At 65.4% G+C, this 18,632-nt stretch carries 16 protein-coding genes; 11 read left to right on the top strand and 5 right to left on the bottom strand.

Annotated elements, in window-relative coordinates:
- Positions 1 to 2: 2 nt before the first annotated feature.
- Positions 3 to 1,277 (top strand): O-antigen ligase family protein, encoded by a 1,275-nt coding sequence (locus NH448_RS07020; RefSeq protein WP_052704391.1) that lies wholly within the window; start codon positions 3 to 5, stop codon positions 1,275 to 1,277.
- Positions 1,278 to 1,472: 195 nt separating this feature from the next.
- Here NH448_RS07020 and ppa read toward each other — a convergent pair whose 3' ends face one another.
- Positions 1,473 to 2,003 carry an inorganic diphosphatase gene (gene ppa / locus NH448_RS07015; RefSeq protein WP_045993354.1) on the bottom strand — a complete coding sequence of 177 codons (531 nt, stop codon included), beginning with the start codon at positions 2,001 to 2,003 and terminating at the stop codon, positions 1,473 to 1,475.
- A gap of 302 nt (positions 2,004 to 2,305) precedes the next feature.
- Here ppa and NH448_RS07010 point away from each other — a divergent pair, with 302 nt between their 5' ends.
- Entirely contained in the window at positions 2,306 to 4,027 is a 1,722-nt protein-coding gene (locus tag NH448_RS07010; RefSeq protein WP_045993353.1) for a bifunctional protein-serine/threonine kinase/phosphatase, read from the top strand.
- A gap of 400 nt (positions 4,028 to 4,427) precedes the next feature.
- Here the strand turns inward: NH448_RS07010 and NH448_RS07005 are convergent, their stop codons facing one another.
- Entirely contained in the window at positions 4,428 to 5,687 is a 1,260-nt protein-coding gene (locus tag NH448_RS07005; protein WP_253028627.1) for a 6-phosphofructokinase, read from the bottom strand.
- A gap of 451 nt (positions 5,688 to 6,138) precedes the next feature.
- On the opposite strand from NH448_RS07005, the gene mpl reads away from it, so the two are divergent.
- The 3 genes from mpl to NH448_RS06990 all read left to right on the top strand — a co-directional run bounded on the left by mpl (position 6,139) and on the right by NH448_RS06990 (position 8,883).
- On the top strand, positions 6,139 to 7,521 hold the full coding sequence (gene mpl, locus NH448_RS07000; RefSeq protein ID WP_045994173.1) for a UDP-N-acetylmuramate:L-alanyl-gamma-D-glutamyl-meso-diaminopimelate ligase: 1,383 nt from the start codon (positions 6,139 to 6,141) through the stop codon (positions 7,519 to 7,521).
- Positions 7,514 to 8,155, top strand: coding sequence for a flavin prenyltransferase UbiX (locus tag NH448_RS06995; protein WP_045994174.1), 642 nt, complete (start codon positions 7,514 to 7,516; stop codon positions 8,153 to 8,155). Before mpl ends, NH448_RS06995 begins: the two co-directional genes overlap by 8 nt.
- A 104-nt stretch (positions 8,156 to 8,259) precedes the next feature.
- Positions 8,260 to 8,883, top strand: coding sequence for a LysE family translocator (locus tag NH448_RS06990; RefSeq protein ID WP_045994175.1), 624 nt, complete (start codon positions 8,260 to 8,262; stop codon positions 8,881 to 8,883).
- Between the two features lie 93 nt (positions 8,884 to 8,976).
- Here NH448_RS06990 and NH448_RS06985 read toward each other — a convergent pair whose 3' ends face one another.
- Genes NH448_RS06985 through NH448_RS06975 form a run of 3 tightly spaced genes read right to left on the bottom strand, consistent with a single transcriptional unit; the run spans position 8,977 to position 12,254 of the window.
- A complete protein-coding gene (locus NH448_RS06985; protein ID WP_045994176.1) occupies positions 8,977 to 10,383 on the bottom strand; it encodes a bifunctional DedA family/phosphatase PAP2 family protein in 1,407 nt (468 codons plus the stop codon).
- Positions 10,384 to 10,443: 60 nt separating this feature from the next.
- Positions 10,444 to 11,394, bottom strand: coding sequence for a diguanylate cyclase (locus NH448_RS06980; protein WP_045994177.1), 951 nt, complete (start codon positions 11,392 to 11,394; stop codon positions 10,444 to 10,446).
- Positions 11,391 to 12,254 carry a hypothetical protein gene (locus tag NH448_RS06975; protein WP_045994178.1) on the bottom strand — a complete coding sequence of 288 codons (864 nt, stop codon included), beginning with the start codon at positions 12,252 to 12,254 and terminating at the stop codon, positions 11,391 to 11,393. Before NH448_RS06975 ends, NH448_RS06980 begins: the two co-directional genes overlap by 4 nt.
- Before the next feature lie 175 nt (positions 12,255 to 12,429).
- Between NH448_RS06975 and NH448_RS06970 the strand changes: the two genes are divergently transcribed.
- The 6 genes from NH448_RS06970 (at position 12,430) to rodA (ending at position 18,366) form a co-directional block, all read left to right on the top strand.
- Positions 12,430 to 13,668, top strand: a complete 1,239-nt coding sequence (locus NH448_RS06970) for a glutamate-5-semialdehyde dehydrogenase (protein ID WP_083970559.1) — start codon at positions 12,430 to 12,432, stop codon at positions 13,666 to 13,668.
- A 47-nt stretch (positions 13,669 to 13,715) separates the two neighbouring features.
- Positions 13,716 to 14,345 (top strand): nicotinate-nucleotide adenylyltransferase, encoded by a 630-nt coding sequence (gene nadD, locus NH448_RS06965; protein WP_045994184.1) that lies wholly within the window; start codon positions 13,716 to 13,718, stop codon positions 14,343 to 14,345.
- A 117-nt stretch (positions 14,346 to 14,462) separates the two neighbouring features.
- Positions 14,463 to 14,825, top strand: coding sequence for a ribosome silencing factor (gene rsfS / locus NH448_RS06960; RefSeq protein WP_108132840.1), 363 nt, complete (start codon positions 14,463 to 14,465; stop codon positions 14,823 to 14,825).
- The gene (rlmH, locus tag NH448_RS06955; RefSeq protein WP_108132839.1) at positions 14,822 to 15,289 is read left to right on the top strand and encodes a 23S rRNA (pseudouridine(1915)-N(3))-methyltransferase RlmH; all 468 of its coding nucleotides are present in this window, start codon (positions 14,822 to 14,824) and stop codon (positions 15,287 to 15,289) included. The genes rsfS and rlmH overlap by 4 nt, the downstream gene beginning before the upstream one ends.
- A 33-nt stretch (positions 15,290 to 15,322) precedes the next feature.
- The gene (mrdA, locus tag NH448_RS06950; RefSeq protein ID WP_108448861.1) at positions 15,323 to 17,209 is read left to right on the top strand and encodes a penicillin-binding protein 2; all 1,887 of its coding nucleotides are present in this window, start codon (positions 15,323 to 15,325) and stop codon (positions 17,207 to 17,209) included.
- Positions 17,209 to 18,366: a rod shape-determining protein RodA gene (rodA, locus tag NH448_RS06945; protein WP_213227184.1), complete on the top strand. Its 1,158-nt coding sequence runs from the start codon at positions 17,209 to 17,211 to the stop codon at positions 18,364 to 18,366. The genes mrdA and rodA overlap by 1 nt, the downstream gene beginning before the upstream one ends.
- Positions 18,367 to 18,632 lie beyond the last annotated feature (266 nt).

Raw genomic sequence — 18,632 nt, 5'->3', positions numbered from 1 at the left:
CCATGCGCACGCCGCCGGGTGTGGCAAGGCACTATCGGGGATGGCCGGCGCAGTCCTCGTCGGCCATCCAGGGGCTGGCACTGTTCGTCTTCCTGTCCAGTCTGCTGACGCTACCCTGGGCGTATCGGTTCACCGGAATGCTGCTGGTGTCACTGGCGGCGATGGCGGTGCTGGTGCGGCGCAGTCTTCCCCGGGACGCCGAGTCCCTTGCATGGGTGGCAATGCTGGCGCTTTTCGGTTGTCAGCTGGTGTTGGACGCGGGGCGTAGCGGGCCGCCCCTGGCGCGTTATAGCGTGCCGTCACTGCCCTGGTGGCCCTGGCTTGGGCTGCTTTTGTTATTGGCATGGCGTGCCAGGCCTCCCTCGCTTTACTGGTGGTGGCGCGGGATTACCCTGGGGGCGGTGCTATCCGGGCTGAAGGCGCTGTATGACCGACTGATCGAGGATGAGCGTCGGGCTGGCGATCTGATCAACGCCATTCCCTTTGGTAATCTCAGCCTGGTGCTCGGGGTGCTCAGCCTGGTGTGGTGGCTCGACAACGTCAGTGAAGGGCGGCGCGGCCTGTTCCTCTGGTGGGCGGCGCTGGGAGCGGTGATGGGGCTGCTTGGCTCGCTGCTGTCCGGCACCCGGGGCGGCTGGCTGACCCTGCCGCTGGTGATGCTGGTGCTGGTCCTGCGTCACGGCCGGCGGGCGCGCTTCTATTGGTCGACGCTTACACCCCGCCGGCGCTTCGCCATCCAGCTGACCGTCACCCTGGCGATCGGCGTGGCGACCCTGGTGGCACTGCCTCGGCTGTGGGCACTGGCCGAGGATATCGTCCTGCTATGGCGCCAGGGGGCCGTCGACACCAACGCGGGCTTGCGCTGGCATCTGTGGGGCATCGCTGGCGATGCGTTCGCTGCCCGCCCCCTCTGGGGCTGGGGAGAGGATGGTCTGGTCGCCTGGCTCGAGACACTGGTCGCGGCGGGCCGGCTGCCCGAGGGCATGGCCGGAATCGGGTTCCAGCTTCACAGTGACGTGCTGGACACCGCCGCTCGACGTGGCCTTGCGGGGGTGGCGCTGCTGCTGCTGTTCTATGGGATTCCGTTGGCGAGCTTTGTGCGTCGCCTCGATCATGGCGATGGCCAGTGTCGTGTGCTCGCCCTGTCCGGCGCGCTGATCGTGGTGATGTATGCGGGGTTCGGCCTGACCCAGACGATGTTTCGTGACCCCCATACCTTCAGCGCCTATCTGGTGATGTGCACCGCCTGCTTTGCCCTGCTGAGAACGCGAGGCTGAACTCCCGGGCGCTCGAGGACCGCAGCAGCAGCCGTTGATGCGCAGGCGGAAGAGCGCAGCGTCCAGCCCGCCAGACAGGCACAGTAACAGGCACAGCAAAAAAGCCGCCCGAATCCGGGCGGCTTTTTTTGACGTTTCCCCAGGACCAGGCGTGGCCTGGGGAAGCAACCGTCGCTGGCGCGTCTGCGCCGATGCTCAGGCCTTGGTGTAGGCGGCGGCGGACTTTTCGATGGCCTTGCGGGCGGCCTCGACACCTTCCCAGGATTCCACCTTGACCCACTTGCCCTTCTCGAGATCCTTGTAGTTCTCGAAGAAGTGGGCGATCTGCTGACGCAGCAGCTCGGGCAGATCGGTGACCTCCTGAACATCGTCGTAGAGGCTGGACAGCTTGGGGTGCGGGACGCACACCAGCTTGGCGTCTTCGCCGGCTTCGTCGGTCATGTTGAGGATGCCCACCGGACGGGCGCGGATGACACTGCCGGGTGCGACGGGGTAGGGGGTGACCACCAGGGCGTCCAGGGGGTCGCCGTCGTCTGCCAGGGTGTGCGGAATGAAGCCGTAGTTGGCCGGGTAGAACATCGGCGTCGCCATGAAGCGGTCGACGAGCAGGGCACCCATGTCCTTGTCAATTTCGTACTTCACCGGGGCGTGATTGGCGGGAATCTCGATGGCGACGAAGAGGTCGTTGGGGAGTTCCTTGCCGGCGGGGATGTTGTCGAAGTTCATGCTCGCGTCCTTCGTTGGGCGGATGTCCGCCTGGGCGGCGGAAAAAAATCCGTCGGATTATACGAACCCCGTGACGGGATTACCAATATGGTGGGCGTATCTTGACGCGCTGCAACAAGGCGCGCAAGACAACCATGGGACGAGACGCCGGGGTGAGGTGCCACTAAAGCACAGTAAACAAAGCCAAAGGCGACTTGTCAGGCATATCAGGGATTCGGTGTGTATCATACCGCCGGTGAAGGCGTCGGCCCCCTGGCCCACGTCTTGTCGCGTCATCAACGCTGGAGTCACAGGAGGTGATCTTGGCCACCGCACGTCTCGCTCTGAGTTATGGGCAAGCCTTTGTGGCGCCCGAACGCCATCGGCAGCGCAGTTCGATGTCGGTGCGCCTGCCGGAAGAGGGCGAGCCCAAGGGCGCCTGCGCGCTGATCAGCGATTCAGCCTCAGGCCATGCCCTGGCCAAGCAGGCGGGAGATCTCAGCGTGCGTGGATTTCTCAACGACTACTACGCGACTCCGGCGCACTGGACCATCAAGGCGTCGGCCCAGCGAGTGATGCGTGCGCTCAACGCTTGGTGTCATGGCATGACCCGCCAGATGGAGGACGGCAGCTATGTGTCGTCGTTGTCGACGGTGGTGTTCAAGGACCGTTGTGCGCACCTCTTTCATGTAGGTGACACCCTAGTGTTTCGGCTTCGGGGAGCCGAGTTCGAGCAGTTGAGCCGCGACCACGTCACCGACCTGGGGGGCTATCGCTACCCGGCCAGGGCGCTGGGCATGGATGTCGGCATCGACATCGACTATTCGGAGTGGCCGCTGAAGCAGGGGGACATCTTTCTGTTCACCACCCAGGGGGTGCGTGGGACCCTGATGCCCTCCGACTATGTGCGGCTGATTCGCGAAGATGCCAGTGACCTGGACGCGGCCTGTGAGCGCCTGGCCGAGGCGGCAAGCTCCAGGGCTCGTGAGCGGGGCTACGGCAGTGACCCCTTCTGCTTTCAACTGGTCAGGGTGGATGAACTGCCTGATGCGGCCAGCGACGCTCCCAGTCGGCTGTACGGGGATCTGCCGATTCCCCCCGAGCTTGCGGTGGGTGACCAGATCGACGGACTGGTGGTGGAAGCGGTGATGTCACGCACCGCCCACTCACGGGTCTACCGGGTGCGCGATGTGGATACCGAGCGGGTCTGTGTGCTCAAGGCGCCAAGTCCTGAGCTGTCGAATCGAAACGCCTACCTGGAGCACTTCCTGCTGCAACAGTGGGTGGTGGAGAGGGTTCACTCGCCCTTCGTGGTCAGCGTGGTCGAGCCTTCCCGGTCCCGCCGTCATCTCTATTACCTGATGCGTTACGTCGATGGCATGACCTTGAGCGAGTGGGTCGCGCGCTATCCGCGTGCCAGTCTCGGTCAACGACTCGACATCGCGCTGCAGCTGGGCAAGGCGCTGCAGGCGTTGCATCACCGTGACCTGATTCACCAGCAGGTCCATCCAGACAACGTCTTGATCGATGATCAGGGGCGCGTGGTACTGACCGACTTCAGCGCCTGCCATCTGCGCGATGTCGATGGTCACCGGCGATCCCGCCGGCTGGTGGCCCAGGTGGGGCTCAATGAACACAGTGCGCCTGAATATGCCCTCGATGACGAGGTCGGCCGGCGCAGTGACCAGTACGCCCTGGCGTCCACGGTGTACTGGTTGATCAGCGGACGTCTGCCCTACGCGGTGCCGACCCATCAGCTGCGCAGTCATACCGATCTCGAGCAGCTGAGCTATCGCAGCGTGCGTCATTACCGGCCAGACGTCAGCGCGGAGCTCGACGAGGCCTTAAAACGCGCCCTGGACCCGCAGCGATCGCTGCGTTTTCGGCGCCTGTCGGAATTTCTCTATAGCGTGCGGCCCGGTCGCCAGCAGGTGTCTGAAGCCCCCAGTCGTTCGATCCGTGCCTGGAAGGAACCCGCCAACCTGTGGCAGGCCATCGCCGGGTTGTTGCTGGTGTTGTTGATCCTGTCCTGGTGGCTACGCTAGGGCTTGTCTGAAAAGTGCCTGCACTCGGTAATACGGCGTTAAAAATCGGCTGGTGCGCCAGCCCGGTCAAAATGCTCATTTACACCCTGTAAACTGCGCTGTCTCACCGATTTTTGCCTTGTCTAACCTTCGCTCGTCGACTTTTCGGACAGCGCCTAGGGCTTGTCTGAAAAGTGCCTGCGCTCGTCGGTGTATCGGAGAAGGCCTGGGGCTTTGGTGATCCGTGGCGGGGCCAGCCGGTCTTCCTGACACATCCTGCGGCGTCAAACGAAAAGCCCCGAGGCCAGGCCTCGGGGCTTTTTTAATGCCAGCGTCGCGTCGGCTGCGTCTCGGTCGCGGGGCGTGCGTGATGCAGCGCCGGGCCGCAGCGAGCTGTGGTGCGTCTATGCTACAGACTGAGTTACAGGCTGAATGCCGGCAGACGCTTTTCCACCCGCGCGAGCTTGAGGCGCGCCATCTTCGGCAGGCCGTTCTCGAAGGGAGGGAAGTCCTCGCCCTGGATCAGCGGTGCCAGGTAGGCACGGCCGGCGTCGCTGATGCCGAAGCCATCCTCGCGGATGTACTCGCGCGGCATGAACTTCTCACGGTTGGCCACATCGGCCAGCGGTGCCGCCTCGATCTCCCAGCGGTAGGGGTTGTCGCTGACGCGCTTGATCGCCGGCATCTGGGCGTTGTGCCCCTCGAGCGCCAGTTCCACCGCCTTGACGCCGACCGCGTAGGCCTGCTCGACGTCGGTCTTGGCGCCAAGGTGGCGCGCGGCGCGCTGCAGGTAGTCGGCAACCGCCCAGTGGTACTTGTAGCCCAGGTCCTGCTTGACCATGCCGGCCAGGGTCGGGGCCACGCCGCCGAGCTGGCGGTGTCCGAAGGCGTCGGTGTTACCCGAGTCGGCGAGGAAGGTGCCGTCCTCGTAGCGTGCGCCCTCGGAAACCACGATCACGCAGTAGCCGTAGTTCTTGACCGCGTATTCCACACGCTCCATCACCTGGCGACGGTCGAAGGGAATCTCGGGGAAGATCACCAGGTGGGGTGGCTCACCCTCGCCCTGGCCGGCCAGGCCACCGGCGCCGGCGATCCAGCCGGCGTGGCGACCCATGACCTCGAGCACGAACACCTTGGTGGAGGTGGCGCACATGGAGGCGATGTCCATGGAGGCCTCGAGGGTCGAGGTGGCGATGTACTTGGCCACGCTGCCGAAACCGGGGCTGTTGTCGGTGATCGGCAGGTCGTTGTCCACGGTCTTGGGCACGTGGATGGCGGTCAGCGGGTAGCCCATCTTCTCGGACAGCTGCGAGACCTTGAGGCAGGTGTCGGCGCTGTCGCCGCCGCCGTTGTAGAAGAAGTAGCGGATATCGTGAGCCTTGAACACCTCGATCAGGCGCTCGTACTGGGTGCGATGGCTCTCGATGTCCTTGAGCTTGTAGCGACAGGAACCGAAGGCACCGCCGGGCGTGTGGCGCAGGGCGGCGATGGTGTCATCGGACTCCTGGCTTGCGTCGATCAGGTCCTCGGTCAGGGCGCCGATGATACCGTTGTGGCCGGCGTAGACCTTGCCGATGCGATCACTGTTCTGGCGGCAGGTCTCGATGACGCCGCAGGCGCTGGCGTTGATCACGGCGGTGACGCCGCCGGACTGGGCGTAGAAGGCGTTGTGCTGGGCCATGGGGCGTGGGGCTCCTGGTTCTGGATCGTGAATACGGTGAAACGAACAACGTCCCCACGCGGCGTGGCGAAGGGAAAGGATCGGTGGGCGCGTCGCGGTCGGCCAGGCCTTCGTCGGGAAGGGCTTCGCGGACTAAAGCCTTCGCGGACTAAAGCCATCGTGTGGCAAGCCATCGCGTGGCAACCATCGCCGGGACAGCGCCGGAACATGGTCGGCGATTCTAGCCCATCGGCCTGGTGCCTGCATCCGACCGGCATGCCCCGGCGCAGCCGAGCGCCGACGTCGAAGTAAAACAGTGGGCGATCGGCAACAGCGACGAGGGCGTGACGCCGCCTCTGGAGGCCTTTGTCGGGGCATGCTAGGCTGCCGCCAACCTTGAGTGCCGTTGTCTGCCGGGGGCGCCGTGCGCGTCGACTCGGGGACGGGGCAGCAGCAGCGCACCGGAGGCGCCATGCATCTTCATATCGTCGGTATCTGCGGCACCTTCATGGGCAGCCTGGCGCTGTTGGCGCGGGAGCTTGGCCACCAGGTCAGCGGCTCGGATGCCAGCGTCTATCCCCCCATGAGCACCCAGCTGGAAACGGCCGGCATCGCCCTGATGCGCGGTTACGCCGCCGACAATCTGACGACGACACCGGACCTGGTGGTGATCGGCAACGCCCTGTCGCGGGGCAACCCTGAAGTCGAGGCGGTGCTCGATCGTGGCCTGCCCTACGTGTCCGGTGCCCAGTGGCTGGCCGAGCACGTGCTGCCGGGGCGCCCGGTGATCGCGGTGGCGGGCACCCACGGCAAGACCACCACGGCCAGCCTGACCGCCTGGCTGCTCGAAAGCGCTGGGCTGGCCCCTGGCTTTCTGATCGGCGGGGTGCCGAGGAACTTTGGCGTATCGGCGCGACTGGGCGGCGAGCAGGCGCCCTTTGTGGTGGAGGCCGACGAGTACGACACCGCCTTCTTCGACAAGCGCTCCAAGTTCGTGCACTACCGCCCGCTGGTCGCCATCCTCAACAACCTCGAGTATGACCACGCGGACATCTTTCCCGACCTGGCTGCCATCGAACGCCAGTTTCATCACCTGGTACGTACGGTGCCCGGGCGTGGCCAGTTGCTGGTGGCGGACGACGCGCCGGCGCTGGACCGGGTGCTGGCCCAGGGCGCATGGACACCGGTGTCGCGCATGGGGCAGCAGCAGGACTCGGCCTGGCGCATCGAGCTAGAGCGTGACGATGCCAGTCGTTTCAGGGTGATCCAGCGGCGGCCGGACGGGGTCGACGAGGACGCAGTGGTCGACTGGGGGTTGACCGGTGACTACAACGCCCGCAATGCCCTGGCCGCCCTGGCCGCCGCCAGCGTGTTCGGCGTGGATCTGGCGCGCGGCGCCGCTGCGCTGTCGCGTTTCGAGACGCCCAAGCGTCGCCAGGAGGTGCGCGGCGAGGTCGGCGGCGTCCAGGTGATCGACGACTTTGCCCATCATCCCACCGCCATCGCGGCGACGCTGTCCGGGCTGCGCGCTTCGACCCAGCGCGGTCGCCTGCTGGCGGTGATCGAGCCGCGTTCCAACACCATGCGTCTGGGTACCCTGCGCGATCGCCTGGCGGACAGCGTGGCCCAGGCCGACCAGGTCTGGTGGTACCAGCCCGAGGGGCTGGACTGGTCGGTGGAGGCGCTGGTCGAGGCCTCGCCGATACCGGCGCACCGTCGTGGTGACATCGATGCGCTGGTCGCCGATCTGGTGGCACAGGCGCGCCCTTATGATCGTATCGTGGTGATGTCCAACGGCGGCTTCGGCGGCATCCATGAGCGCCTGCTCAAGGCGCTGGAGGCCGCTCATGGCTGAAGGCTTCAACCCCCCGGTGACCGTGGCCCTGACCGGCGCCTCCGGCGCCCAGTACGGACTCAGGCTGATCGAGGCGCTGGTGTCGGCGGGACACGAGGTGTGGGTGATGATCTCCAAGGCCGCCCATCTAGTCATCGCCACCGAGACCGAGGTGTCGTTGCCGCCACGCCCGGCGCTGCTGGCCGAGGCGCTCAGCGAGCGGTTCTCGGCGGCCGAGGGCCAGATCCGCTGCTTTGGCCGTGAGGACTGGATGGCCCCGGTGGCGTCGGGCTCCGGCGCCAGCAGTGCCATGGTGATCTGCCCGTGCTCGACGGGAACACTGTCGGCGGTGGCCTGTGGCGCCAGCAACAATCTGATCGAGCGCGCCGCCGATGTGGCGCTAAAGGAACGCCGCCGCCTGGTGCTGGTGCCCCGGGAGACGCCATTCTCGGCGATTCACCTGGAGCACATGCTCAGTCTGACCCGTATGGGGGCGGTGGTGTTGCCCGCAGCACCCGGCTTCTACCACCAGCCGCAGAGCATCGATGATCTGATCGACTTCATCGTGGCGCGCATCCTCAATCAGCTGGGTATCGATCATCAGCTTATGCCAAGGTGGGGCGAGGGGTCCTCCGGGTCCACCGTCGGCGACTGAGTGCGTAGCTGGCATCGTCATCACAGGACACCATCATCACCTGGCACCATCATCACCTCGCGCCGTCAGACACCTCTCCAGCGCTGCTCGGGATAAGGAAATCCATGCCCAGTCTGTCCGTTCTCTCTGTGTTCGTTCCGACCTTCTTTCTGGTCTCGCTGACGCCAGGCATGTGCATGACCCTGGCCATGGTGCTGGGCATGACCCAGGGGGTGAAGCGGGCGCTGTGGATGATGCTGGGGGAGCTGGTTGGCGTGGGGCTGGTGGCCTTCTCCGCCGGTGCGGGGGTGGCGGCACTGATGCTCAAGCTGCCGGCGCTGTTTGCCTTGTTCAAGTGGCTGGGCGGGGCCTACCTGGTCTATCTGGGGTGGCTGATGTGGCGCTCACGGGGGCGCATGGCGATCCCTGACAATCTTGAGGATACCGCGCCGCCGAAGCGACGGGAGCTGGCCATGCAGGGCTTTGTCACTGCGGTCGCCAACCCCAAGGGCTGGGCCTTTTTCGTGGCATTGCTGCCGCCCTTTATCGATCCGGCGCGGCCGGTGCTGACCCAGTTGGCGGGGTTGATTCTGGTGATCCTGAGTCTCGAGTTCACCTGCCTTCTGCTGTACGCCAGCGGCGGCAAGAGTCTGCGTCACCTGCTCGCACGTGGGGGCAGTGTACGGTTGCTCAACCGCATCGCCGGGACCTTGATGATTGGTGTGGGCCTGTGGCTGGCGCTGGGCTAGGGCCTGGCTGGAAAGTGCCGGCACTCATCGCTGTCTGGACAAGGCCCCGGGCCCGCCTTGCCAGAGGTGTCGGTTCGGGGGCGTGTCACCTTCCTATACCGGCGGCAGCCACAGGATGCGTGCGCTGACCAGGGCCAGCGAGGCAAGCAGCAGTGCCGGTAATGGACACGGCGTCAGGGCCGTCCGGTCCCGCCTGAGCCAGGCCAGTTGAACCATGGCGCAGACCACCAGGCCAAGCAGGGCACCCCCGACGAGATCGCTCAGCCAGTGCACGCCCAGCACGATACGTGACAATGCCATGGGCACGACGATGGCGATCGCCACCCAGTAGGGCCAGAAGCGTTGGCGGCGTGGCAGCGTCTGGGCGATAAAGGCGGCCGCCATGCCGTACAGGACCACCGCCGTCGAGGTGTGGGCGCTGGGATAGGACAGAGAGTGGGCGAGATAGTCAGGGGCATCCGGACGAAGGCGGCCGATCACCTCCTTGCCCAGGGTGTTGAGCGTGGCGATGGCAATCAGTCCAGCGCTCACGTGGCCCAGTGCCGCCCAGTGACGGCGGCTGGCCAGCCACACCAGCCAGGGCAGTGCCAATGCCGCCACGCCGAGGGTATCTCCCGCCTCGGCCAGTGTCTCGGACAGCGCCAGAAGTCCGGGTAGCTCGAGCCCGCCGATCAAGGCGTGAAGCCGCGTATCCATCATCAGCGGTCCGTCTGCCTGGAGCACGACCAGCGTCCAGGCGCTCAGCGCGGTCAGTGCACCCAGGAGCAACAGCCAACTGGCCAGGGGAGGCTCTTCCTCGTGGTGGGGGGCCAGGGCCTGCCACAGGCGCCTCCCGCCGGGCAGGTGATGGCTGAACCAGGCGAAGCTACGGTACAGCAGGCCCTGAGGCGAGGCGTGGTGGCGGACCAGCGAGAACAGCAGCGCCAGCACCGCCACGGTGACGCCGAGCGCTGTCAGCCAGGGGTGCAGGTCGTCCGGCAATGCCAGCCACTGTTGCCAGGTTCGACCCAGCAGATAACCGGGCAGGATGTAGGCCGGTGCCCACAGCAGGGCGGAGCCAAGATTGGCCCAGGTGAAGGTCGTCGGCGGCATGCGCAGAATGCCCGCCACCAGCGGCACGATGGGGCGGACCGGTCCGACGAATCGCCCCAGCAGCACTGAAAGAGGACCATGACGCTGGAAGAATCGTGCACCCCGGGCCAGCCACTCCGGGTGATGCGACAGCGGCCACATGGCGGTGACCTGTTCACGGTAGCGATAGCCGATGGCGTAGCTGGCGCCGTCTCCCACCACGGCACCGGCAAAGGCACAGGCGATGACCCAGCCAACCGCGATGTCGTAGTGGCCGGCCAGGGAGGCGCCGGCGGTGATCAGAACGACGCCGGGCACCACCACGCCGATCAGGGCAAGCGACTCCACCAGCGCGATGGTAAAGATCAGCAGCAGCAACAGTCCGGGCGAAGGCGCCCACTGAATCAACCAGTCCCCGGCATTTCCCACCCTGTTCTCCTTTGCGTTGGGCCGTCGTGATGTTTCGGCATTCTGCCACAGACAGGGTGGTCAGGAGCGACCGGGTGGGAGGGGAGTGACGGCCAGTGCCTCGCTGCGGCGAGCCAGTCGCTGCTCGAAATGCTGCCAGGGTTCCTTGGCGTTCAGGGCGCAGAGCCGTGAGCGTAGGGTCAAGGGGCCGATGTCCGACAGGCGAACCTCGGACAGCGCCTGTTCCAGTCGCTTGATCACCAGCATGGCACCACTTTCGGTGGTGTTGGGCAGTACCAGCCAGAAGGTGTCATGGGATTCCCGTCCCAGAATATCGTGGTCACGGCAGTGAAGGCGTACCGCCTGGCACAGTTGGTCGAGTTGCGTTAGCTGAGTGCGAGAGCCGTACTGCTCACTGGCGATTTCCAGTTGTGGCAGGTGCAGGATCACCACCGCCAGCCGCTGGTCCAGGTGCTGGGCGCGCTCGAACTCCCCGTTCAGGCGCTCGTGCAGGGTGGCGCGATTGATCGCATCGCAGTCGACGTCGCTGGGGTCGGTGGCCCGGTTCAGGTCGCGCTGACGCAGGTATTCCCAGCCGGCCAGGGAGGTGACCGCAAGGAAGGTCAGCAGAAACTTGATTTGATCGAGGCTTGGCGAAGACTGGCCGACCACCATGAGCCAGATCGGCATGACGGCCAGCGCCAGCACCAGAGCAGGGCCGAAGGGCAGTACCAGCAGGATCAGGGTGATAGGTACGCTGATCCAGAAGGCGTCGAACGATGCCTGCAGCACCGTCTGGTCATAAAGGGCCAGGCAGCCGCACAGCAGCAGCAGATAGTTCGAGACGCGCGAGGCTCTTCTGGTATCGAAGACCGTGATCACGGCCATCAGGCAACTCAGGGACGCCGGCAGCAGGATGCTCTCGTATTGCCCGAGCAGATAGTGCCACAGGGCCAGTGACGCCAGCAGCAAGGTCCCCATGACATCGGCACAGACGCGCCAGGAACGGACCCACTGGGGTGGCTCGATCATGCGTCGTCCTCCACCACCTGGGTGACAGGGCACTGCTTGTCCAGGGCCGCCAGCACCATGGGCAGGTTGTCCAGATTGGCAATCGAAACGGTGCGTACCGTGATCGGCACGGCGATGTCTTCCAGCAGTTCCTGGCGTCGTTGCCTGGCCTGCACGGCGTCTCGACTGGTCAGCATCACGGCGACGGTACGTCCGTTGAGACGATAGGCGTTCTCGAACCGCTTGATGCGTGTGCAGATGTCCTGGGCGACCCGCCACAGAGAACGTCCATGGATCTGGATCACCACCAGTTCGGCGTGGACGCCGTCACGGGTGGCGCGGCTGTTTTCCCGAGCCAGGTCGCGTTCCAGCTGGCTGGCCGACCACAGCGGCAGTCCGGGCGCCAGACGGGCTCTCCTGCGCATCAGGCGTTGCGAATGTCCGCCCGGCAGCGCACGTCCGATCGCAAGAAAGCACAGACACAGCAAGAGCGCGCCAGCCAGGCCCCAATGGTGAAGGCTCATCTGGGTGATCAGGCTCCACCAGCTTATCCCGGCAAGGCTGGCGTTGAGTATCAGCATCCACTGGGGTTGGGGCAGGATCAACAGGAAAGGCCAGGCCCACAGCCAGGCACCGTTGGCGTCGGGCGAGAGTATCACCAGGGCGGCAAGCAGCACGCTGGCCACCACCAGCCAGGCGCGGTAGGCATGGCGGCGGTGGCTGAACTCGATGACGATGCCGGTGATCCCGAGCCATAGCGCGGCCAGACCAAGCAGCGTGGTGTCCAGCGCCCGCGCCGAGGTCGCCGCGCAAAGGGCCAGCAGTGCGGCCGCGGCGAACAGGTTCAGCTTGAACAGGCCGACTTTGTACTTGTTCCGCATGCTGTCTTAATATGATCCTTTCTGTGGTTCACGATCCGCATCACGTCCGCGTTGTCATCCCGGTGCAAGCTTCTTTCTTTGACCGGGGACCTCGTTCTACCAGGAGACTCGTTTCACCGTGTCCGACTCATCCGCCAATGCCACCGCCGAGTGCGTCGCCGATATCGACGCCTACATGACCGCCATGGGCCAGGCGGCCCGTGTTGCTGCCACCGATATGCGTCGCCTGCCACCCGCGCGCAAGAACCAGGCGCTCAAGGCGATGGCTCAGGCGCTGGACGCGTCTCGTCAAGAGATCCTGTCGGCCAATCGGCAGGATCTGGCGCGCGGTCGCGACAAGGGGCTCGACGAGGCTCTGCTTGATCGCCTAGCCCTGGATGACGGCCGCATCGACGCCATGATCGAGGGCCTGACCCAGGTCGCTGCCTTGCCCGACCCTGTCGGTGAGATCGATGGCCTGAGCACTCGGCCCAGCGGCATCCAGGTCGGCATGATGCGCGTGCCCCTGGGTGTCATCGGTATCATCTACGAATCTCGCCCCAACGTCACCATGGAAGCCGCCAGCCTGTGCCTGAAATCGGGCAATGCCTGCATTCTGCGCGGGGGCTCCGAGGCCAGCGCGTCCAACCAGGCGCTGGCCCGCTGCATTGCCTCTGGGCTGGCCGAAGCCGGACTGCCCCAGGGCGCCGTGCAACTGGTGGCGACCACCGACCGTGCCGCCGTGGGTCGCTTGATCAGCATGGACGAATTTGTCGATGTGATCATTCCCCGTGGTGGCAAATCGTTGATCGAGCGTATTTCGCGTGAGGCCAGGGTGCCGGTGATCAAGCATCTGGACGGCATCTGTCACGTCTATGTGGACGCCGCCGCCGATCTGGACAAGGCCCGTGCCATCGCGGTCAACGCCAAGACCCATCGCTACGGCGTGTGCAACGCCATGGAAACGCTGTTGGTGAATGCACAGGTAGCGCAGGCACTGCTGCCGACCCTGGCCGCTGACTACGCGGAAAAGGGCGTCGAGGTGAGGGGGTGTGCCCGCGCCCGGGCGATCGTCGATCACTGGCTCACGGCGAGTGACGAGGACTGGGCCACCGAGTACCTTGCGCCGGTGCTGTCGGTCAGGGTAGTCGATGACATCGACGAGGCCATGGCGCATATCGAGCGCTACAGCTCGCGTCACACTGAGTCCATCGTCACCGAGAACTACAGCCTGGCACGCCGCTTTCTGGCAGAGGTCGACTCGAGTTCGGTCATGGTCAACGCCTCGACCCGGTTTGCCGATGGCTTCGAATACGGGCTCGGTGCGGAGATCGGCATCTCCACCGACCGACTGCATGCCCGGGGGCCGGTGGGGCTCGAAGGGCTGACCACGCGCAAGTATGTGGTCTTCGGCGATGGCCAGATTCGACAGTGAGTGGCGCCGTTCGCTTTGACGTCGAGGGCCGTCCTGCGCACATCGGCATGCTTGGCGGCACCTTCGATCCCGTCCATCTAGGCCACCTGCGCACCGCGCTTGAGCTTCGCGCTGCGCTGTCGCTCGATGGCGTGCACATGATCCCCGCGGCTCAGCCTCCGTTGCGCGATCAGCCCCAGGTCACCGCCGAAAAACGGCTCGAGCTGTTGCGCCTGGGGATCGGCAATACCCCGGGGCTGGCGGCGGACCCCTGCGAGCTGGAACGGGAGGGCCCGTCGTTCAGCGTGCAGACGCTCGAGTCCCTGCGTGAGCGCTACGGCCACGAGGCGCGCATCGTCATGGCGCTTGGTCACGACGCCTTTCTCAAGCTGGCGAACTGGCACAACCCGGAAAGGATCTTCGCGCTTGCCCATCTGGTGGTGGTCGAACGCCCCGATCACGAAGCGCCCTTGCCCGAAGCGCTTCAGGCGCTGATCGAGGGGCGCGAGGTCGAGCATGGCGATGCCCTGATGGCCAAGCCCCAGGGCCGACTGCTGCGCCTGTCGCTGCCGTCGCGGATGGCGATCTCGGCCACCTTCGTCAGGCATAGCCTGATGCAGGGAAAGAGCGTGCGCTACCTGCTGCCGCCGGCGGTGGAAGAGCGCATCCAGGCGCAACGCCTGTACCGCGCGGTCTGAGCGCGGCAGCCAAGGCAACACGGTCCGAGAAATTCGATCAGGCGCTGGATTGGCGCTGCCACTCGGCTTCCCAACAGGTACAATGGGAGGTCGATGACTACCCAGTGATGAGGGGCTATGCAGATTGAAGCATTGAAGGCGCTCGTGATCGAGTCGCTTGACGATATCAAGGCCAAGGACGTCGAGGTGCTCGACGTGTCTCGGCTGACCAGCGTGACCGATTGGATGGTGGTGGCGAGCGGGACCTCGACACGACATGTGTCGGCGCTGGCCAACAGCGTCATTACCAACGCCAAGGACAATGGCGTTCAGCCGTTGGGCGTCGAGGGTGAAAACGGGTCGGACTGGGTGCTGGTCGATCTCGGCGGCGTGGTGGTCCACGTGATGATGCCGGACACCCGTGCGCTGTACGACCTGGAGCGACTGTGGTCGGACCTTCCCAGCGATGCACCGGCATCAGAGGAAGAGGCCAAGGCATGAAGGTCCGCCTGTTGGCGGTGGGAACACGCATGCCAGGCTGGGTGACCGACGGTGTCGAAGAGTACCGCAAGCGTCTGCCGCGGGATTTTCGCCTGGAGGTCGAAGAGATCGCCCCGGGCCATCGCGGCAAGAACGCGGATACCGCGCGTGCCGTGGCCCAGGAAGCCGAGCGCATCGAGGCACGCCTCAAGGGTGATGAGCATCTGGTGGCGCTGGAGGTGCTCGGCAAGCCCTGGACCACCGAGCGGCTGGCCGATGAGGCCGATCAGTGGCGTCATGCCGGGCGTGATGTGGTGCTGCTGGTGGGTGGCCCGGATGGCCTGGCCCCGACGCTGTCGGCCCGCGCCCACCAGCGCTGGTCGCTGTCACCCTTGACCCTTCCCCATCCACTGGTGCGGCTGGTGCTGGCCGAGCAGCTCTACCGTGCCTGGACCCTGATGGTGGGACACCCCTACCACCGATGATGGCTCCTGCGTCAGACAAGGATTGCCTCTCGCATGCGTAAGCGTCGCGAAACCCTCAAGAACCCCGAGAACGCGCTGCGCATCTTTCGTGTGCGTGCGACGCTTGCCGGGGTGGTCGTGGTACTGCTGTCCGGCCTGCTGGTGGGACGGTTGTGCTATCTGCAGATCGTCCAGCACGAGGTCTACAGCACCCGATCCGAGAAGAATCGGGTGAGGGTGGAGCCGCTGCCCCCGACCCGCGGGCTGATCTACGACCGCAACGGCCAATTGCTGGCCGAAAATCGTCCCACCTACAACCTGACCCTGGTGCGTGAGCGGGTCGATGATCTCGATGCCACCCTGGAGCTGCTGGTCGAGCTGCTGGATCTGCCGGACGAAGAGGTGGACGCCTTCAAGGTGCGTTCACGCCAGCGTCAGCGTCCCTACCAGCCGGCGCTGTTGATGAGTGATCTGACCGAGTCGCAGATCGCCAGGCTCGCGGTCAATCGCCACCGCTTGCCGGGAGTGGAGGTGCAGGCCCAGCTGCTGCGCTTCTATCCCGACGCCGAGATCATGTCCCATGCGCTTGGCTACGTGGGCAGGATCAACGCCGAAGAGCTCGAGAGCCTGGATCCGGGCAACTACGCCGGTACCCACTTTATCGGCAAGACCGGGGTGGAGCGCTTCTACGAGGATCAGTTGCACGGTCGTGCGGGACTGAGAAAGGTCGAGACCAACGCCCGTGGGCGGGTGCTGCGTGAGCTGGGGCACACCGACCCCGAGCCGGGTCAGGACCTGACCCTGACCCTGGACATGGACATGCAGCAGCTCGCTGTGGATCTGCTCGATGGTCGGCGTGGCGCCATCGTCGCCATTGCGCCCCAGACCGGCGAAATTCTGGCGATGGCCTCGGTGCCTGGATTCGACACCAACCAGTTTGTCACCGGCATCGACGTCAAGTCCTACCGCGGGCTGCAGAGCGATATCGATCTGCCGCTGTTCGATCGGGCGACCCGGGGCAGCTATCCGGCGGGGTCGACGATCAAGCCGTTCATGGCCATGGCCGGGTTGATCGAAGGGGCCGTTACCCCGGACGAGGTCATCTACGACCCGGGCTACTATCAGCTGCCCAATGACGACCGGCGCTACCGCAACTGGCTGCGCTGGGGTCATGGGCGGGTGAATCTCGAGCGCGCCCTGGCGGTGTCCAACAACACCTATTTCTATTCATTGGCCCACGAGCTCGGCATCGATCGTATCGACGAGAACCTGGGGGCCTTTGGCTTCGGCACCCGGGTCGCTGCCGACGTGGCCGGGCAGGGGGATGGTCTGCTGCCATCCAGAGACTGGAAGAAGGCACGCTTCAATCAGCCCTGGTATCCCGGCGAGACGCTGTCGGTGGGTATCGGCCAGGGGTATCTGCAGATCACTCCGCTGCAGTTGGCGGCCGCGACCGCCGTGCTCGCCAATCGCGGCCACTGGGTGCGCCCGCGGCTGGCCAAACGTATCGGCGACCAGCCGGTGCCGGTGGATCTGCCCGACACGCCGCCGGATATCGAGGCCCCCGAGAACTACTGGACCCGGGTCTTCAACGGCATGGAAAAGGTGTTGTCCGGGCGCGAGGGCACGGCACGGCGCACCGGGGCAGGCCTTCAGTATCGCATGGCCGGCAAGTCGGGTACCGCCCAGGTGTTCTCGCTGGGGCAGAACCAGAAGTACAACGCCGCCGAACTGCGCGAGCGTCTGCGCGACCATGCGCTGTTCATGGCCTTTGCGCCGGTGGAGGACCCTCAAATCGCCATTTCGGTCATCGTCGAGAACGCCGGTGGCGGGTCGACCCACGCCGCGGGGCTGGCTCGGGCCATGGCCGATGCCTGGATTCTCGACCACAACGCCGGTCGTCCGCGCACCGACGAGACTGCCGCCGAGGAGGAAGACTGATGGCCATCGATTTTGTGCGCTCGTTGCGCGGTCACCCGGTGCGTCCCCCGGCCAGCGGTATCGCCCGACGCACCTCGTTCTGGCAACGGATGCACGTCGATCCCTGGTTGCTCGGCATGCTGCTGGTGCTGATGGGCAGTGGCCTGGCGGTGCTCTACAGCGCCAGTGGCGAGAACGTTCACGTGGTCACCGCCCAGGCGATTCGCTTCGGCGTGGCCTGGGCGGTCATGCTGGTGCTGGCGCAGTTTTCACCGGCGACGCTGATGCGCTGGGCGTTGCCGGCCTACCTGGCCGGCCTGGTGATGCTGGTGGCGGTGGAGATCCTCGGTGACGTCGGCATGGGCGCTCAGCGCTGGCTGGTGATTCCCGGCGTGGTGCGCTTTCAGCCTTCCGAGATGATGAAGATCGCCATGCCGATGATGGTGGCGGCCTGGCTCAGTCGCCACGAGCTGCCACCCAACTGGCGTGCGCTGGCCGGTTGCGCGCTGCTGATCGCTCTGCCGGTGGGCCTGATCGCGCGCCAGCCGGACCTTGGCACCTCGCTGCTGGTGGCGGCAGCGGCGGTCTTCGTGATCCTGCTGGCGGGGCTGTCCTGGCGCTTTATCGGTGTCATGGTGGCGCTGGCGGGGGCAGCGCTGCCGCTGTTGTGGATGAATATGCACAACTATCAGCGTCAGCGCGTGCTGACCTTTCTCGACCCCGAAAGCGACCCGCTGGGCGCCGGCTGGAACATTATCCAGTCGACCACCGCCATCGGCAGCGGGGGCGTCTGGGGCAAGGGCTGGCTCGAAGGCACCCAGTCGCAGCTCGAGTTCCTGCCGGAGCGGCACACCGACTTTATCGTGGCCGTGCTGGGCGAGGAATTCGGGCTGGTCGGCATGCTGGCCTTCCTGCTGCTTTACCTGCTGATCGTCGCACGTGGACTGTGGCTGGCGGGCGCCGCCCAGGATACCTTCGGCAGATTGCTGGGAGGCGGCATCATGCTGACCTTCTTTATCTACGTCTTCGTCAATATCGGCATGGTCAGCGGCATTCTGCCGGTGGTCGGCGTACCGCTGCCCCTGGTGAGCTACGGGGGGACGTCCAGCGTGACCTTGATGGCCGGTTTCGGTATTCTCATGGCGGTCAATGCACATCGCCGGTTGCTGCCACGCTAGGCGCTGTCCGAAAAGTCGACGAGCGAAGGTTAGACAAGGCAAAAATCGGTGAGAAAGCGCAGTTTACGGGGCGTAAATGAGCATTTTGATCCGATTTTTAACGCCGTATTACCGAGCGCAGGCACTTTTCAGACAAGCCCTAGGGGCTGGCGACCAGGCTAACGGGAGCCCGGAGAGAGGCGGCGACAGTGGCCACGGTGGGGCCGGCGAGCGAAGCGCTTGCCGGCTTTGCAGGGGCGGCGGCGCCTGCGGGTTCCCCAAGGGAG

It is taken from the genome of Halomonas sp. OfavH-34-E, from assembly GCF_024124525.1.
Classification (GTDB): domain Bacteria; phylum Pseudomonadota; class Gammaproteobacteria; order Pseudomonadales; family Halomonadaceae; genus Halomonas; species Halomonas litopenaei.
Note: the sequence above shows the minus strand (reverse complement) of the source record. Positions and strands in the feature narration are given on the sequence as shown.

What these genes read in the sequence shown, in the direction of transcription:
- NH448_RS06975 (WP_045994178.1), bottom strand. Translation starts at nt 12,254, where the DNA reads ATGCGGAACAAGTACAAAGTCGGCCTGTTCAAGCTGAACCTGTTCGCC.
- NH448_RS06995 (WP_045994174.1), top strand. Translation starts at nt 7,514, where the DNA reads ATGGCTGAAGGCTTCAACCCCCCGGTGACCGTGGCCCTGACCGGCGCC.
- NH448_RS06970 (WP_083970559.1), top strand. Translation starts at nt 12,430, where the DNA reads ATGACCGCCATGGGCCAGGCGGCCCGTGTTGCTGCCACCGATATGCGT.
- NH448_RS07005 (WP_253028627.1), bottom strand. Translation starts at nt 5,687, where the DNA reads ATGGCCCAGCACAACGCCTTCTACGCCCAGTCCGGCGGCGTCACCGCC.
- NH448_RS06990 (WP_045994175.1), top strand. Translation starts at nt 8,260, where the DNA reads ATGCCCAGTCTGTCCGTTCTCTCTGTGTTCGTTCCGACCTTCTTTCTG.
- ppa (WP_045993354.1), bottom strand. Translation starts at nt 2,003, where the DNA reads ATGAACTTCGACAACATCCCCGCCGGCAAGGAACTCCCCAACGACCTC.
- NH448_RS07020 (WP_052704391.1), top strand. Translation starts at nt 3, where the DNA reads ATGCGCACGCCGCCGGGTGTGGCAAGGCACTATCGGGGATGGCCGGCG.
- NH448_RS06980 (WP_045994177.1), bottom strand. Translation starts at nt 11,394, where the DNA reads ATGATCGAGCCACCCCAGTGGGTCCGTTCCTGGCGCGTCTGTGCCGAT.
- mrdA (WP_108448861.1), top strand. Translation starts at nt 15,323, where the DNA reads ATGCGTAAGCGTCGCGAAACCCTCAAGAACCCCGAGAACGCGCTGCGC.
- mpl (WP_045994173.1), top strand. Translation starts at nt 6,139, where the DNA reads ATGCATCTTCATATCGTCGGTATCTGCGGCACCTTCATGGGCAGCCTG.
- rodA (WP_213227184.1), top strand. Translation starts at nt 17,209, where the DNA reads ATGGCCATCGATTTTGTGCGCTCGTTGCGCGGTCACCCGGTGCGTCCC.
- rsfS (WP_108132840.1), top strand. Translation starts at nt 14,463, where the DNA reads ATGCAGATTGAAGCATTGAAGGCGCTCGTGATCGAGTCGCTTGACGAT.
- rlmH (WP_108132839.1), top strand. Translation starts at nt 14,822, where the DNA reads ATGAAGGTCCGCCTGTTGGCGGTGGGAACACGCATGCCAGGCTGGGTG.
- nadD (WP_045994184.1), top strand. Translation starts at nt 13,716, where the DNA reads ATGCTTGGCGGCACCTTCGATCCCGTCCATCTAGGCCACCTGCGCACC.